Source organism: Prauserella flavalba (assembly GCF_003202235.1).
Taxonomy (GTDB): Bacteria; Actinomycetota; Actinomycetes; order Mycobacteriales; family Pseudonocardiaceae; genus Prauserella_A; species Prauserella_A flavalba.
Genome location: NZ_MASU01000005.1, coordinates 177,902 through 192,505 on the forward strand (window position 1 = coordinate 177,902; position 14,604 = coordinate 192,505).

Annotated in this window: 15 protein-coding genes; 13 read left to right on the forward strand and 2 right to left on the reverse strand. The window is 71.3% G+C overall.

The window, feature by feature from the left end:
• The first annotated feature begins 281 nt into the window (after positions 1–281).
• From BA062_RS08160 to BA062_RS08190, 7 genes are read left to right on the forward strand one after another with little or no spacing between them, the layout of a single operon-like run.
• Positions 282–2,027, forward strand: coding sequence for a hypothetical protein (locus BA062_RS08160; RefSeq protein WP_110335459.1), 1,746 nt, complete (start codon positions 282–284; stop codon positions 2,025–2,027).
• Positions 2,024–2,770 (forward strand): IclR family transcriptional regulator, encoded by a 747-nt coding sequence (locus tag BA062_RS08165; protein WP_146240012.1) that lies wholly within the window; start codon positions 2,024–2,026, stop codon positions 2,768–2,770. The genes BA062_RS08160 and BA062_RS08165 overlap by 4 nt, the downstream gene beginning before the upstream one ends.
• Positions 2,767–3,444, forward strand: coding sequence for a hypothetical protein (locus BA062_RS40455; RefSeq protein WP_110335461.1), 678 nt, complete (start codon positions 2,767–2,769; stop codon positions 3,442–3,444). The genes BA062_RS08165 and BA062_RS40455 overlap by 4 nt, the downstream gene beginning before the upstream one ends.
• Before the next feature lie 17 nt (positions 3,445–3,461).
• Positions 3,462–4,460 (forward strand): dipeptidase, encoded by a 999-nt coding sequence (locus BA062_RS40460; protein WP_110335462.1) that lies wholly within the window; start codon positions 3,462–3,464, stop codon positions 4,458–4,460.
• 4 nt (positions 4,461–4,464) lie between these two features.
• Entirely contained in the window at positions 4,465–5,295 is an 831-nt protein-coding gene (locus BA062_RS08180) for an ABC transporter ATP-binding protein (protein WP_110335463.1), read from the forward strand.
• On the forward strand, positions 5,295–6,107 hold the full coding sequence (locus tag BA062_RS08185; RefSeq protein ID WP_110335464.1) for an ABC transporter permease: 813 nt from the start codon (positions 5,295–5,297) through the stop codon (positions 6,105–6,107). The genes BA062_RS08180 and BA062_RS08185 overlap by 1 nt, the downstream gene beginning before the upstream one ends.
• A gap of 38 nt (positions 6,108–6,145) precedes the next feature.
• Positions 6,146–7,243, forward strand: coding sequence for an ABC transporter substrate-binding protein (locus BA062_RS08190; RefSeq protein WP_110335465.1), 1,098 nt, complete (start codon positions 6,146–6,148; stop codon positions 7,241–7,243).
• A gap of 46 nt (positions 7,244–7,289) precedes the next feature.
• On the opposite strand, the gene BA062_RS08195 is transcribed toward BA062_RS08190, so the two are convergent.
• Positions 7,290–8,249 (reverse strand): alpha/beta hydrolase, encoded by a 960-nt coding sequence (locus BA062_RS08195; RefSeq protein WP_110335466.1) that lies wholly within the window; start codon positions 8,247–8,249, stop codon positions 7,290–7,292.
• Positions 8,250–8,411: 162 nt separating this feature from the next.
• On the opposite strand from BA062_RS08195, the gene BA062_RS08200 reads away from it, so the two are divergent.
• Positions 8,412–8,870 carry a MarR family winged helix-turn-helix transcriptional regulator gene (locus BA062_RS08200; protein WP_110335467.1) on the forward strand — a complete coding sequence of 153 codons (459 nt, stop codon included), beginning with the start codon at positions 8,412–8,414 and terminating at the stop codon, positions 8,868–8,870.
• Here the strand turns inward: BA062_RS08200 and BA062_RS08205 are convergent.
• Positions 8,859–9,551: an IclR family transcriptional regulator gene (locus BA062_RS08205; RefSeq protein WP_245959729.1), complete on the reverse strand. Its 693-nt coding sequence runs from the start codon at positions 9,549–9,551 to the stop codon at positions 8,859–8,861. The two genes, BA062_RS08200 and BA062_RS08205, sit on opposite strands and share 12 nt — an antisense overlap.
• A gap of 147 nt (positions 9,552–9,698) precedes the next feature.
• On the opposite strand from BA062_RS08205, the gene BA062_RS08210 reads away from it, so the two are divergent.
• The 5 genes from BA062_RS08210 (at position 9,699) to BA062_RS08230 (ending at position 14,599) form a co-directional block, all read left to right on the forward strand.
• On the forward strand, positions 9,699–10,127 hold the full coding sequence (locus tag BA062_RS08210) for a nuclear transport factor 2 family protein (RefSeq protein ID WP_110335468.1): 429 nt from the start codon (positions 9,699–9,701) through the stop codon (positions 10,125–10,127).
• A gap of 85 nt (positions 10,128–10,212) precedes the next feature.
• Positions 10,213–11,049 (forward strand): SDR family NAD(P)-dependent oxidoreductase, encoded by an 837-nt coding sequence (locus tag BA062_RS08215; protein ID WP_110335469.1) that lies wholly within the window; start codon positions 10,213–10,215, stop codon positions 11,047–11,049.
• Complete coding sequence (locus tag BA062_RS08220; RefSeq protein WP_110335470.1) at positions 11,042–11,824, forward strand: SDR family NAD(P)-dependent oxidoreductase; 783 nt, start codon at positions 11,042–11,044, stop codon at positions 11,822–11,824. Before BA062_RS08215 ends, BA062_RS08220 begins: the two co-directional genes overlap by 8 nt.
• A complete protein-coding gene (locus tag BA062_RS08225; RefSeq protein WP_110335471.1) occupies positions 11,821–13,239 on the forward strand; it encodes an FAD-dependent oxidoreductase in 1,419 nt (472 codons plus the stop codon). Before BA062_RS08220 ends, BA062_RS08225 begins: the two co-directional genes overlap by 4 nt.
• A gap of 16 nt (positions 13,240–13,255) precedes the next feature.
• Complete coding sequence (locus BA062_RS08230) at positions 13,256–14,599, forward strand: MFS transporter (protein ID WP_110335472.1); 1,344 nt, start codon at positions 13,256–13,258, stop codon at positions 14,597–14,599.
• Positions 14,600–14,604 lie beyond the last annotated feature (5 nt).

Sequence of the window (14,604 nt, forward strand, 5' to 3'; positions counted from 1 at the left end):
CGTTCCTGCGCGCGAGTTCTGCATTCCCGCCCGCGAGTTCCCCGCTTCGGTAGTTCCCGCTTTCCCGCGGCAGTACGGCGAACGCACAACTCGGTGTCCTGAGTGCACAACTCGCGGTCCTGAGCGGGCGACTCGCGGGCTGGAGCGGGCGACTCGCGCGGGGTTACAACCAGATCAACTGCGCGCGAACTCTTGTGCGGGGGATCGCGAGCACATAGTGTCATGTAAAAGCGAACGCTGTCAAGATATTCAGGACAAACACCGACACGAAGGTTGGGTGGATGCGTACTGCCGGCAGACCCGCCCCCGCGGCCACGGCGGACGGGCTCGCGTTCCGCGATCCCGCCGAGCTGATGGATCCGCGGCGACTGGCGGCCATGCAGCCGACCCGGCTCAGCGCGAGCCGGTCACTGATCGAGAAGATGACGCGGGAACGCTGGAGCATCGAACTGTCCACGATGGACGTCTCCGATGCCGGCGACGGTGTCGCGGTGTACCGGGTGGACACCGGAAGCGACGTGTTCTCCTTCGCCGCCTTCAGTTCCGAGCCGCGCATGGTCGACCGGACGCCGCGCATCATCGGCCAGAGCTGGGACATGGTGGGCGCGCTGTGGGAGGGCGAGGCCGACGAGGCGCGCATCGAGCAGACCCGCCGCGAGCTGCCGAAGCTCTACGCCGGCCGCGCCGCACCGGGCACGCTGGTCTGGTGCCGCTCCAACCGGAGCCTGCGGGCGTTCGAGCACACCGTCCGCGCGCTGGCCGGCGGCCGCCAGCCCGACCCGGGCGTGCTGCGGGGCATCGGCTACCTCATGCGCAACACCGGTCTCGACGCCAACGGAACGTTCGGCACCCGCACGTTCATCTCCTACGGTGACCGTCACCCGCTGCGCGTTCCCTACCACGCCCAGATGCTCACGGCCTACCTCATGCGCGAGTTCAGCGCCGACCTGTGCGAACGACTCGCGCGGGGCGCTTCGCCCCACGCGGTGCCGCTCGCGCCGGAATACCGCCGGTACCTGGGGCTCGGCAACGGCTCCGCGCTCGGGCTCGTGCTCTTCGTCGCCAACCACCCCCGGCTCGTCGACCGCTGGCTGACCCTGCGCGAGCGCGCCCTGCTCGCGGCGCGCGGGCTCGATCCGTCCGAAGGGGACGAACGCTGGGACACGCTCCTCGGGCTGCTGGATCGTGCCATCACCTACCGCCGCCAGGATCCCATGAGCTACAACGTTTTCCCGGCCAGCGACCGGGTCGCGGCGGAGCTCGAACAGGTCCGTGCGCTGGCGCAGAAGCTCCGCGACGGGGAACGGTTCGCGGGTGCGGACGTGCCGGCCTTCGAGCAGCTGCGCAGGGAGGTCGCCGGAACCGTCACGGAGGAGACCGAGGAAACGCTCGACGCGCTGCTGATCGAGTTCGTGCCGCAGGAGTGCACGCGGCTCACCGAGGAGCTCCTCGTGGACGAGCAGCTGGTGCGCGAGCCCGGCATGACCATCGGTGAGCTGCGCAGCCTCCTCGACGAGGAGTACCGCTGGGCGCTGGAGCTGCCCATCGCGGGCGAGCACGACCGCAGGCGCATCTGGTACAAGTCCCGGTCCTCGGAGGAGCCCCGCTCCGGCCCCCGCGAGGAGGTGCCCGGCGGGTTCGACCTCTCCGTGGACGTGCCAGGGCTCGCACGGAGCCTGCGCGCACGGCTGGACACCTACGACCCGGGTGTCCGGGTTGGACGGTTCCTGTTCGACAACCCCGGGCAGCTGGCCGCGATCGAGCGGTTCCAGGCGTTGCGCGGCAACCCCTACGCTCAGCCCTATGTGGACGCGCTGGACGTGGAGTTCGTGCCCGCCAGGCTGATCCGGCTCATGAACGGCGCACTGTACGGACTGGACCGCACGAAGGACTATCTCAACCGGACACTGCGCGGCCTGATCTTCCAGGGCGCTCCCACGCGGGAGGACATCGCGCGGGGCGACGAGCGCGTCTGGTGGTGGCCGGCCGAGCCCGGTACGGACCCCGAACAAGGAGACCGCGCGTGAGCGAGGAGAGCAAGCCCCGCACGCAGCCGCTGTCCACCACGCTGAAAAGCCTCGGCGTGCTGGAGACCGTCGCACAGGCGGAGCGTTCGGTGCGCGTGTCCGAGCTGGCGAGGGAACTGGGCTGGTCGCGGGCCGCCGTGCACCAGCAGCTGGTGACCCTCACCGCCGCGGGGTGGATGGAGCAGACCGACGACGGCGCCTACCGGCTCACCCTGCGCGCCGCGTGGGTCGGCCAGTCCGCACTGCGGCAGGCGGGGCTCGCCGACCGCGTGCTGCCCGCGATGGAACGGCTCGTCGAGGAGATCCGCGAGGCGGTGTCGCTCGCGATCCTCGAACGCGACACCGCCACGATCATCCAGCGGCTCGAGCCCGGCCGCACACTGCAGGTCGACCTGCGTGCCGAGGCGCAGATGCCGCTGGGCCGCAGTGCGTCAGGGAAGGTGCTCATGGCGTGGGCCACCGAGCGTCAGCTCGACGACCTGCGCAACCGCGGCGTGGAGGTGCCCGCCGCCGAGGACCTCGCCGCGATCCGTGAGGCGGGCTACGCGACGTCCAGCGGGCGCTGGCTCGACGGTGTCACCGGCATCGCCGCGCCCGTCTTCGACGTGCACGGCGGCTGCGTCGGCGCGCTCAGCCTGGCCGGACCGGCGAGCAGGCTCGATGTCGAGAAGGCCACGACCGCACTGCTGCGGCGGGCCGAGGAGGTCAACGAGGTGCTTTCCGGGAAGGGCGGTGCGCGATGAGCGCGGAGACGCTGCGGGTGAGCCTGCGCGAGACCCGCCTGGTCACCGAACGGATCGTGATGCTGCTCGGCGTCCCCAAGGGCGCGTGGGCCGCGGTGCGGGAGGTCGTGGTCGCCGCCGAGGCGCTCGGGCTGGAGGGCCTCGCCTTCCTCGACGGGCGTGCCCCGGGCGGGTGGGACGCGCTGGAGATCACCGCGGAGGACGGTCCCCGGATCGCTGTGGCGGCACCGGGAGTCCCGGCGCCGTTCGCGGTGCCGGCTCTGCTCGACCTCGCCGTCGCGACCGTCGCCGAGCACGGCTCGGCGACGCTGACCGTGACGGGCCTGACCGACCCCGGGCTGCTGCTCGCCGCCGCGCCGCTCGGCGCCCGCCTCGGCGCCCGGGTGCGCGTGACCGGCGCGGGCGAGATCCGCGTGCTGGAGGCGACGAAGGCCACCGCGGCGGTCCCGGCCGGCTCGCGGGCGGCGATGGCGGGTGGCGAGCACCTGCTCGAGGCCGCGCTGCACGGGCTCACGGTCCCGGCCCCGATGTGGTGGCGCCTGTACCACCGGTCCAACGAGGCCCTGACCATCGACACGCCCTTGTCCCGCAACCACGCCGGGGCCGCGCTGCTCACCGGCGGCGAGGGGCTCACCGAGACCGATCCCGACTACGTGGCCGAAGCCGCGTCCTGAAGCGACAGGAGAACCAAGTGCATTACGTTGACGGACTCGAATGCAGCGAGTTCGACCGCGAGGTGTTCACCGAACTGCGTGAGGGCGGGCTCGCCTGCGTGACCGTGACGTGCGGCTACTGGGGCGACGCGCTGGAGTCGATGGACTCGCTGGCCGCCTGGCGGCAGCTGGAGCGCGACAACGCCGACCTGATCGGCATCGCGCGCACCGCCGCCGACGTGGAGCGGATCGCGGCCGAGGGCAGGACGGCGATCCTGCTCGGGTTCCAGAACAGCGCCTTCCTGGCTGGCCGGATCCGGTTCGTGGAGCTGTTCGCCGACCTCGGCGTGCGCGTCGCGCAGCTGACCTACAACATCCAGAACGACATCGGCGCCAGCTGCTACGACGACCCCGACAGCGGCCTCACCCGCTTCGGCCGGGAGGTGGTGGCCGAGATGAACCGCGTGGGCATGGCCATCGACCTCTCGCACGTGGGGGAGCGCACCAGCATCGAGGCCATCGAGCACTCGGCCAAACCCGTGGCCGTCACCCACGCCAACGCCGCGTCGCTCGTGCCCCATCGCCGCAACAAGTCCGACGAGGTCCTCAAAGGACTCGCCGCCCGTGGCGGCGTGCTCGGGGTCTCGGGCTACCGCAACATCTCCGGTCCTTACGCCGAGAGCATCGATGCCTGGGCCGAGATGGTCGCGCGCACCGTGGACCTCATCGGCATCGAGCACGTCGGCATCGGCACCGACCTCGGCCGCAAGGTGACCTTCGAGCACCTGCAGTGGATGAGGCAGGGGCGGTGGAGCATGCAGCCGCAGTACGGCGCGGGCTCCGCGAGCAACCCTGGCAAGCAGCCGCCGCTGCCGTGGTTTCCCGACACCCGCGCGTTCCCCGCGAAGGAGGAGGCGCTGCGCCGGTACGGGTTCGACGAGCCGTCGGTCGCCGCCGTGATGGGCGGCAACTGGCTGCGCTTCTACGCCGACGTGCTGCCCGCCGGCGGCACCGACCAGCCCAGCCGAGAGGAGTGACCCGATGGCCACCCGCACACTGGCGGACGCGCCCGCGCGCACCACCGCCGCACCGTCCGCCATCACGGCCCGCGCCGTGACCAAGACCTTCGAGGGCAAGGGCAAGCTCGTCCACGCCCTGTCCGATGTGGATCTGGAGATCGAGGCGGGCCAGTTCGTCTCGCTGATCGGTCCGAGCGGCTGCGGCAAGTCGACGCTGCTCAAGATGATCGCCGGGCTGCTCACGCCGTCCACCGGCACGGTCGCCATCGACGGCGCCACCGTCACCGAGCCGCTACCGCAGATCGGGGTCGCCTTCCAGAAGCCGACGCTGCTGCGCTGGCGCAACGTGCTCGACAACATCTGCCTGCCGTTGGACATCGACGGCACGCGCGACGCCGAGGGTGAGGCGCGTGCCGTGGACCTGCTGGGCCTGATGGGGCTCGCCGGGTTCGAGAAGCACCACCCGAAGGAACTCTCCGGCGGCATGGAGCAGCGGGTCGCGATCGCGCGCTCGCTGATCACCCAGCCGTCGCTGCTGCTCATGGACGAGCCGTTCGGCGCGCTCGACGAGTTCACCCGCGAGGACCTCAACGACGAGCTGCTGCGCGTCTGGCAGCACGAGCCCAAGACGGTCGTGTTCGTCACCCACAGCATCTCGGAGGCGGTGTTCCTGTCCGACCGCGTCGTCGTGATGAGCGCGCGGCCCGGCCGCGTCCACGCCAACATCCCGGTGGAACTGCCGCGCCCTCGGGAGCGCGCGCTGCGCAACACCCCCGAGTTCTACGAGGCGATCCGGCACGTGCGCGCGGTGCTCGACGACGCGCGCGCCGGGGAGCGGAAGGGAGAACGCTGATGGCCACCCAGCTCGCCTCCACCGTCGCGGACGAGACGGCCACGCCACCCCGGCCCCGCGGTGGTGCCGGTGCGAAGTCGGCGGCGCTCGCCGTGCTGATCTTCGTCGCGATCGTCACCACGTGGCACGTGCTCGCCACCTCCGGCGCGGTGTCGCCGCTGCTGCTCGCCCCGCCGGGCGACGTCCTGGCGGCGCTCGGGCGGATGATCTCCGACGGCAGCCTGTGGCCCCACCTGTCGGCCACGGTGCAGGAGACCCTGTTCGGCTTCGTGCTCGCCGTGGCCGCCGCGCTGGTGGTGGGCTCGGCGTTCGCGTTCTCGCCGATCCTGCGCAACGCCGTCTACCCGTACATTCTGATCTCGCAGACGTTCCCGAAGGTCGCGATCGCCCCGCTGATCGTCGCGATCTTCGGCTACGACCTGGCGCCGAAGGTGGTGCTGGCCGCGCTGCTGGCGTTCTTCCCGGTGCTCACCAACACGATCGCGGGCCTCACCGAGGTCAGCGACGACGAGGTGAACCTCTTCCGGTCGCTGCGGGCGAGTAAGTGGCAGGAACTGCGCTACCTGCGCATTCCCAACGCGCTCGCCTTCATCTTCCCCGCGCTCAACAGCGCGGCGGTGCTGGCGCTGATCGGCGCGATCGTCGGCGAGTTCGTCGCGTCCCGCACCGGCATCGGCTACGCCATCCAGCAGTTCACCACCACCGGCGAGGTGGCCGCGACCTACGCCACGCTCATCGTGCTGTCCGTCTTCGGACTCGCGCTCTACGGCGTCCTCACCCTCACCGAGCGCCTCGTGCGCCGCAACCGCTGACCCCTCCCCGTCCCTCCCGTTTCCCCGAGGAGATCCCGATGACCAGCAACATCTCGCGCAGGCGGTTACTCGGCCTCGCCACCGCCGCGCTGACCGCCGTGACGCTCGCCGGCTGCGGCGGCACCAGCGCCCAGGGTGGCGGCAGCCTCATCTTCGCCGTCGCCGACAAGTCGCTCACCGCCACCACCGCGTCGTACACGTCGGTGCCGCTGCGGGCGGGCTATTTCGCCGACGAGAAGCTCGACGTCACCATCCAGCCCGTCGACACGGCGCTGTCGGCGGTGCAGTCGGTCGCCACCGGTCAGTCGTTCATGACGTACGCGTCGATGAACGCGGTGGTGTCGGCCGCGGGCCAGGACGACGGGCTCGCCGTGGTGGGCTTCACCAACGGCAACATCTTCCGCGTCGCCGTGCCGGAGGACAGTCCGATCAGGACGGTGCAGGACCTGAAGGGCAAGACGATCGGCTCGAGCACGCTCACGTCGATCAGCAACCTCTACGCCAAGGGTGTGCTCGCGCAGGCCGGGCTCGACCCCGAGGCGGACGCGGAGTACCTGCCCGTCGGCTACGGCGCGCAGGCGGCGGAGGCGTTGCGCGGCAACGAGGTCCAGGCCTACGCGGGCTACGACGGCCCCAACGTCGTGATCGGCGACCTGCTCGGCACGCCGCTGCGCGCACTGGACACCCCACTCAACGACCTCACCGGCACCTCGGCGCTCGTGGTGCGCAAGGAGAGCATCGAGAACGAGCCGGAGCGCGTGGTCGGCATGGTGCGGGCGTTCTTCAAGGCGATGGTGTTCGCGCAGGAGAACCCGGAGGCGGCGATCGACATGCACTGGGCGGAGTTCCCGCAGTCCAAACCGGCCGCGACGGACGAGCAGGTGGCGCGCGAGCAGGCGGTGCGGATCCTCGGCATGCGGCTCGACGTCACGGGCGGTCCCGGACCGTCGGGCGAGTACGGCGTGCAGGACGCGGCCGCGATGCAGCACACGGTCGACGAGCTCGCCCGCTACGGCATGGTGGACAAGGCCGTCGACCTGGAGTCGAGCGGCCTCGTCGACTACAGCCTCGCCGACCGCTACAACGACTTCGACGCCGGCGCGGTGAAGCAGGAGGCACTGGGCTGGAAGGGCTGACGCGCGCGGGGGACCGGGCCGGCGCGGCCCGGTCCCCCGCGCGCGGTCAGGCGAGCGCGGCCTTCAGCGTCGCGACCGCCTGGCCGATCGCGGCCCCGGCGGCGTGCGTCTCGCGCAGGGCGTTGAGCATCACGAAGTCGTGGATCACCCCCTGGTACCGTGTGGCCACGACGGGGACGCCCGCCCTGCGCAGTCTCGCGGCGTAGGCCTCGCCCTCGTCGCGGAGCACGTCGGCCTCCGCGGTGATGACGAGCGCGGGCGGCAGCCCGGCGAGGTCGTCGAGGCTCGCCCGCAGCGGCGAGGCGGTGATCTCGGCGCGCTGCGCGGGGTCGGTCGTGTACTGGTCCCAGAACCACCGCATGCCCGCACGGGAGAGGAAATAGCCCGTGGCGAACCGCTCGTAGGAGCCGGTGCCGAAGTTCGCGTCGGTCACCGGGTAGAAGAGCACCTGCTGCCGGAACTCCACGTCGCCGCGCTGCTTGGCGAGCAGCGTGACGGCGGCGGTCATGTTGCCGCCCACGGAGTCGCCCGCGATCGCGATGCGGGCCGGGTCGAGGCCGTGTTCGGCGCCGTGCCGGGCGACCCACACCGCGGCCGCGTAGTTCTGTTCGACCGCCACGGGGTAGCGCGCCTCGGGGGAGCGGTCGTACTCGGGGAAGACCACGGCGGCACCGGTTCCGGTGGCCAGTTCGCGGATGAGCCGGTCGTGGGTGTGCGCGTTGCCGAAGACCCAGCCGGCGCCGTGCAGGTAGACGATCACCGGGAGCGGTCCGGTGGCGCCTCGCGGCCGGACGATCCGGACGCGCACCTCACCGGTCGGCCCTCCGGGGATGGTGAGGTCCTCCAGGTCGGCGTCGGGCTTGGCGAGGTCACCGGACTGCACCTCGTCGACCGTCTTGCGACCCTCGTCGGGGTCCAGCTCGTAGAGGAACGGCGGGTTGTCGGTGGCCTCGGCGAACGCCTGCGCTGCGGGTTCGAGAGCGAGGTCGTGCGGGTTGGCGGTCATCGCTGTCTCCTGTGCGGTCCGGCCGGGGAGGGTTCCCCGAGACTCATCGAAAATAACTGAGTTGTGCACAACTTAATTTCTCCAAATGGGACCTGTCACAGCCGGGTTGCGCACCAGGTGTCGCGGGGAGAGGATCGGTGGTTGCCGGAGGGAAGGTGGGTCATGGCGGAACAGCCGGCCGGACCGGTGCTCGACGACCAGGTCTGCTTCGCGCTCTACGCGGCCTCGCGTGCCGTGACCGCGCTGTACCGGCCGCTGCTCGACGACCTCGGCCTGACCTACCCGCAGTACCTCGTGCTGCTCGCGCTGTGGGAGCACGACGCGCTGACCGTGAAGGACCTCGGGCGCGCCCTGCAGCTCGACTCGGGCACGCTGTCGCCGCTGCTCAAGCGGCTGGAGAAGCTCGAACTGGTGCGCCGCGAGCGGCGCAGTGACGACGAGCGCTCGGTACTCGTCACGCTTACCGCGAAGGGCGACGAGCTGCGCGCGAAGGCCGTGCCGCTGCCCGGCCTGGTCGGTGACGCGATGGGGCTGGACGGACCCGACCTGTACGAGCTGCGCACCACCCTGCGCGAGCTCACCGACTCGGTGAACGCCTACCGCGCGGCGCTACCGCAGTAGCTCGCCGAGCCTGCGGGCGGCGTCGACCACGAGCGCGCCCAGCCGCTCCTCGTCGGGCGCCTCGAAGAGGGACAGCCCGAGCCCGGCCTGTGTGCTGCCGTGGTGGGGCACCACGGCCGTGATACCGATGACCGACGAGGCGATCTCGCCGTAGGACACGGCGTACCCGCGCTTGCGGGCGAGCGCGATCTCTTCCCGCTCGCCCGGCACGGGCGGGTCCGCGGCGAGCAGTGCCAGCCCGGCCGAGCCCCGTTCGATCGGGTCGACCTGGCCCGCGCGGAACGACACGTGCATCCTCGCCTGCCTCGGCTCCACGATCATCAGCATCCGCACGCGGTCCCGTCCCTCGCGGACGACGAGGTGTGACGTCGCCTGGGTGGCGTCGGTCAGCTCCTCCAGCAGTGGCCGTGCGAGCGTGCGCAGGTCCTGCTCCACGGGCTCGGCCAGCCGGACCAGCCCGGCGGCGAGCGAGATCCGCTTGAACCGGTCGCGCCGGCACAGCTGGTGGGCCTCCAGTGTGCGCACGAGCCGGTGGGCCACCGTGCGGTGCACGCCGATGCCCTCGGCGATGTCGGTGAGCGAGAGGCCCTGCGGGTGCTGCACGAGCAGCTCCAGGATCTGCAGCCCGTTGTGCAGCGTCTTCGACATTCCCGCGTCGAGCAGCACGGACTCGGTGGACACCGGCTTCCCCCAGTACAGGCATGAAGGACGTTGACAGGCGCGTGTGACCAACCTACTGTTTCCGTAGATCGCACGCTGAGTGCGATAATAGCACACCGACCGGTGCGGCACCACCCGCCCGGGAGTGCCGATCACCGGAGGTTTCCCGTGTCACCCAGCGTCGCGCCCGAGACGCTCGCCGCCGTCCACCAGCTCTACGGCGCGCAGAGCCACCTCATCGACGGGGGCCACGCACGCGACTGGGCGCTGACCTTCACCGCCGACGGTGAGTTCGTCTCGCCCAGCTACCCCGAGCCCGTCACCGGCACCGGCGCGCTCACCGCCTTCGCCGAGCGCTTCGCGGCCGAGGCCCGCGCACGCGACGAGGTGACCCGGCACGTGCTCACCAACCTGTTCGTCCGCGAAGCGGGGGAGCGGCACGCGACGGTGGAGGCCTACCTGCAGATCGTCACCACGCCGCGCGGCGAGCCGTCCCGGCTCGTGCGGCAGACGACGATCACCGACGACCTGGTGCGTGGCGACGGTGGCTGGCGCATCCGGCGCCGCGTCGTCCGCCGCGACGACCAACCGCAGTGAAGGCCACCTTCACTGCGTTCAGGCGCAGTGAAGGTGGCCTTCGCTGCGGAATCGAGAACCCGAGAGAGTCAAGGAGTACCCACGCATGACCAGCGCTGCCGAGCCCGCCGGAGAGGGGCGCGTGCTGCACACCCCGATGACCGCCGTCTACCCGGAGTTCCCCGGCAAGGTCGCGGTGGTCACCGGCGCGGCACGGGGAATGGGCGCCCGCTTCACCTCGGCGCTGGCGGCCCGGGGTGTCCACGTCGTCGGTGGTGACATCAACGCCGGCCAGATGAGCGCCACCGCCGGCGAGCTGAACGCCACGCTCGCCACGCAGGCGCTGCACGAGCAGCCGGGCACGGTCGTGGGCGCGGGCGTGGACGTCACCAAGGCCGACGAGCACGAGGCGCTCGCGCAGCTCGCGCTGGAACGCTTCGGGCGCCTGGACTTCTGGGTCAACAACGCCGGAATCTTCCCGTTCGCGCTCGTTGACGAGATCACTCCGGAGCAGATCAACGCCACGCTCTCGGTCAACGTCGAGGGTGTCCTCTTCGGAGCGCAGGCGGCGGCGCGGCACCTGGGCCCCGGCGGGGCGATCGTGAACATGTCGTCGGTGTCCGCCATCCGCGTGCGCCGGGGGCGTGGCGCCTACTGCACGTCCAAGGCCGCCGTCGCGCACCTCACCGAGTCGCTCGCGGTGGAGCTGGGCGACAAGGGCATCCGCGTGAACGCGATCGCGCCCGGCTACATCGACACCGAGATGACCCGCTGGGTGCGCGAGGACCCGGCCGCGCTGCGGCACGCGCTCGACACGGTTCCCCTGCACCGCCTCGGTTCCCCCGAGGAGGTGGTGGGCCCGCTGCTGTTCCTGCTCTCCGACAGCGCCCGCTACGTCACCGGGCACAGCATCGCCGTCGACGGCGGTTCGCGGCATGTCTGAGCGGATCGGCTACCCCTCGGTCGTGCTCGTCACCGGCGCGGCGTCCGGCATGGGCGCGAGCCACGCGCTCGCGCTGGGGGAGCGGGGCGTGCACGTGTGCCTCGCCGACGTCGCCGACGCGGCACCCGTGGCGGAGCGCATCACCGGAGCGGGAGGCTCGGCGTCGGTGCACGCGCTCGACGTCACCGACGCGGGCGCGTGGACTCGGGTGGTGGACGAGGTCCGTGCCGAGCGGGGCACGCTCGGCGGGCTCGTCAACAACGCCGGCGTCTCGCGGCGGCTGGAGTTCCTCGACACGACCGACGAGGTCTGGGACCTCGTGCTGCGCGTCAACCTCTACGGCCCCTTCTACGGGATGAAGGCCGTCGCCGGGCTCATGCGCGACTCCGGTGGCGGATCGATCGTCAACATCTCGTCGATCTCCGGCCAGATCGGCTACTTCTCACCGGCGTACTCCGCCAGCAAATGGGGCCTCACCGGACTGTCCAAATCGGCCGCGGGCAACTTCGCGCGGTGGGGCATCCGGGTCAACTCCGTCCACCCCGGACTGGTCGGCACCGCGCTGCTGGAGGGCTCCGACACGTTCGTCGAGTCCGCCGTGCGCAGCATCCCGGCCGGCCGGATGGGCACGCCGGAGGAGATCACCGACGCCGTGCTGTTCCTGCTGTCCGACCGCTCCACCTACCTCACCGGCAGCGAGCTGACCGTGGACGGTGGCCTGGTCTCGAACGGCCTCTACCACCGGATCACCAGCGAGGCGGGAGGGCGGCTATGACCGACGAGGGTTTCGACGTCATCGTGATCGGCGGCGGCGGAGCGGGGCTCGCCGCCGCGGCCACGGCCGCCGAGCTGGGCGCCTCGGTGCTGCTCTTCGAGTCCGAGCGCGAGCTCGGCGGCTCCACCCAGCTCTCGGCGGGGCTGTTCACCGCGGCGGGCACGAGCGTGCAGGCCGCACTCGGCATCGAGGACACGCCGCAACGGTTCTTCCAGCACTACATGGACCTCAACCAGTGGCTGCTCGGCCCGGGGCTCATCGCCGCGTTCTGCGAGAACGCGGGCCCGACGCTGGAGTGGCTGCTCGGGCTCGGGGTCGAGGTCCCGGCGAAGGTGTCGGCCAACGCTCATATGCCGGGCCTGTGCCAGGCGGGCGTGGAGGACGTCTGGCGCGGGCACGTGCCCAGGGACCAGGGCTACGGGCTCGTGCAGGTGCTCGCCAAGGCCGTGCGCGACCGCGGCGTCGAGGTGGTGCTGAACACCCGCGTGCAGCGCCTGCTCACCGAGAACCGGCGCGTGTGCGGCGTCGTCGCCGACGACCTCGAGGTGCGCGCGAGTGCCGTGGTGGTGGCCAGCGGCGGGTTCGCCCAGGACGGCGAGCTGCTGGCCCGCTACTACCCGGCCGCGCTGCGCGCGGGCGAGGACCTCTTCGTCGTGGCCGCCGAGGGCAGCAGGGGCGACCACCTCCGCTTCGGCGAGGAGGTCGGCGCGTCGGTCGCCGGCGACGGCTGGGGCCTGATGCTGCCCACCGCCTACTTCCAGCGCCTGCACCACTGGCAGTCGGGCTTCCCGCCGAAGTCACGCGTATACGTCGACGCCACGGGGCGTCGGGTCATGGACGAGGACGCCTCCTACGCGGTGTCCACCGGCATCATCGAGGCGCACGGCGGCTTCGTGTGGGCGATCTTCGACGAGCGGGCGCGGCGCACGCTGCCGCCCGGCTACGCGCACTGGGACGCCGACCACGTGGCCGCCGAGGCCGACGCGGGGCGTACCGTGCGAGCGGGAACGCTTGCCGGGCTCGCCGCCGAGATCGGCGTGCCCGCCGGGACGCTCGAGGCCACCGTCCGGCGCTGGAACGGCCAGCTGCCGCATGGGCGCGACGACGACTTCCAGCGGCATCGCACGCTGGCCAACAAGGGCTCGCAGGAGAACCCGGAGCCGATCGACGACGCCCCGTTCTACGCCGCGCGCGTGCTGCCTGCCGAGCTGGTCTGCACGCATGCCGGGCTGGAGATCAACGCCGGCGCCGCGGTGCTGGACGAACGGGGCGAGGTCATCCCAGGGCTGTTCGCCGCCGGTGAGGCCGGCGCGGGCGTGCTCGGGCAGCGCTACGTCGGCGGCGGCAACGCCGTCGCGAACGCGCTCACCATGGGCCGGATCGCCGGCCGCAACGCAGCCACCACTCAACGCTGAGAAAGAAGAGAAACGCATGCCCAACCCCATCACCGCCGCCGGGGGCGGCGAGCTGGGAGCCCGCACCATCCGGAAGGTGTCGGTGCGGATCCTGCCGCTCGTCGGACTGCTGTACGTGTTCAACTACATGGACCGGGCGAACATCAGCTACGCGCAGCTCGGCATGGAGCACGAGCTCGGCATCACCGCGGCCACCTTCGGTGTCGCGTCGGCGATCTTCTTCCTCGCCTACGTGGTGTTCGAGATCCCCAGCAACATGATCATGAAGCGGGTCGGCGCGCGGCTGTGGCTCGCGCGGATCGCGATCTCGTGGGGCCTCGTCACCGTGGTGACGGGCTTCGTGCACGACGTCACGCAGCTCTACATCGCCCGCATCGTCCTGGGTGTCGCCGAAGCCGGCCTGTTCCCTGGCCTGCTGCTGTACCTGACCCTGTGGTTCCGGTCGAAGGAGCGCGGCCGCGCGATCGCGGCGCTCGCGCTGGCGCAGCCGGTGGCGATGATCCTGGGCAGCCTCACCGGCGGGTTCATCCTCGACCACGTGCACTGGTTCGATCTGTCGAGCTGGCGCTGGGTGTTCGTGCTGCAGGGCGCGCCCGCGGTGCTCATCGGCGTGCTCGTGCTGTTCTACCTGCCGAACGTGCCCAGCAAGGCGCGCTTCCTCAGCACGGAGGAGAGCGCCTGGCTCGAGGGCGAGATCGCCAAGGAGTACCGCCCCGAGGAGAAGGAGACGTTCCTGGGGCAGCTGCGCGTGATGAAGAATCGCAAGGTGCTCTACCTGGCCGTGGCCAACCTCTTCGCGGCGTGCGGCCTGTACGGGTTCACGTTCTTCCTGCCGCAGATCGTCAAGCAGATGGACCCGTCGTACTCGGCCACCAACATCGGTCTGCTCGGCGCCATCCCGTTCCTGGTCGGCGCGTTCGGCATGCTGCTGGTCGCGCGCAACTCCGACCGCACCGGGGAGCGGAAGGGCCACGTCATCGCGCTGATGGTGCTCGCGGCGCTCGGGCTGTTCGGCACCATCCAGTTCCGGCACGAGCCGGTGATCGCGCTGACGTGCCTGTCGATGGTCGCCGTGGGCGTGCTCGGCTACATGGCCCCGTACTGGGCGATGGCCTCGCGGGTCCTGTCGAAGGAGCACACGGCGGTGGGCCTGGCCGCGATCAACTCGATCGCCGCGCTGGGCGGGTTCTTCGGCCCGTACGTGATCGGCAAGAGCGCGACCGTCGACAACGTCTCGGCGGGCCTGTACTTCCCGATCGGCTGCCTGCTGGTGTGCGCGGTGATGCTCGCGTTCGTCACGGTGCCCAGGGAACGCCGGGCGCGGGATGTCGCGGAGACGCCCACCGCCGCGGTAAAGTAGTTTCA

Coding starts and splice junctions, on each gene's coding strand:
- BA062_RS08230 (WP_110335472.1), top strand. CDS start 13,256: ATGCCCAACCCCATCACCGCCGCCGGGGGCGGCGAGCTGGGAGCCCGC.
- BA062_RS08195 (WP_110335466.1), bottom strand. CDS start 8,249: ATGACCGCCAACCCGCACGACCTCGCTCTCGAACCCGCAGCGCAGGCG.
- BA062_RS08185 (WP_110335464.1), top strand. CDS start 5,295: ATGGCCACCCAGCTCGCCTCCACCGTCGCGGACGAGACGGCCACGCCA.
- BA062_RS40455 (WP_110335461.1), top strand. CDS start 2,767: ATGAGCGCGGAGACGCTGCGGGTGAGCCTGCGCGAGACCCGCCTGGTC.
- BA062_RS08220 (WP_110335470.1), top strand. CDS start 11,042: ATGTCTGAGCGGATCGGCTACCCCTCGGTCGTGCTCGTCACCGGCGCG.
- BA062_RS08160 (WP_110335459.1), top strand. CDS start 282: ATGCGTACTGCCGGCAGACCCGCCCCCGCGGCCACGGCGGACGGGCTC.
- BA062_RS08180 (WP_110335463.1), top strand. CDS start 4,465: ATGGCCACCCGCACACTGGCGGACGCGCCCGCGCGCACCACCGCCGCA.
- BA062_RS08225 (WP_110335471.1), top strand. CDS start 11,821: ATGACCGACGAGGGTTTCGACGTCATCGTGATCGGCGGCGGCGGAGCG.
- BA062_RS08190 (WP_110335465.1), top strand. CDS start 6,146: ATGACCAGCAACATCTCGCGCAGGCGGTTACTCGGCCTCGCCACCGCC.
- BA062_RS08215 (WP_110335469.1), top strand. CDS start 10,213: ATGACCAGCGCTGCCGAGCCCGCCGGAGAGGGGCGCGTGCTGCACACC.
- BA062_RS08200 (WP_110335467.1), top strand. CDS start 8,412: ATGGCGGAACAGCCGGCCGGACCGGTGCTCGACGACCAGGTCTGCTTC.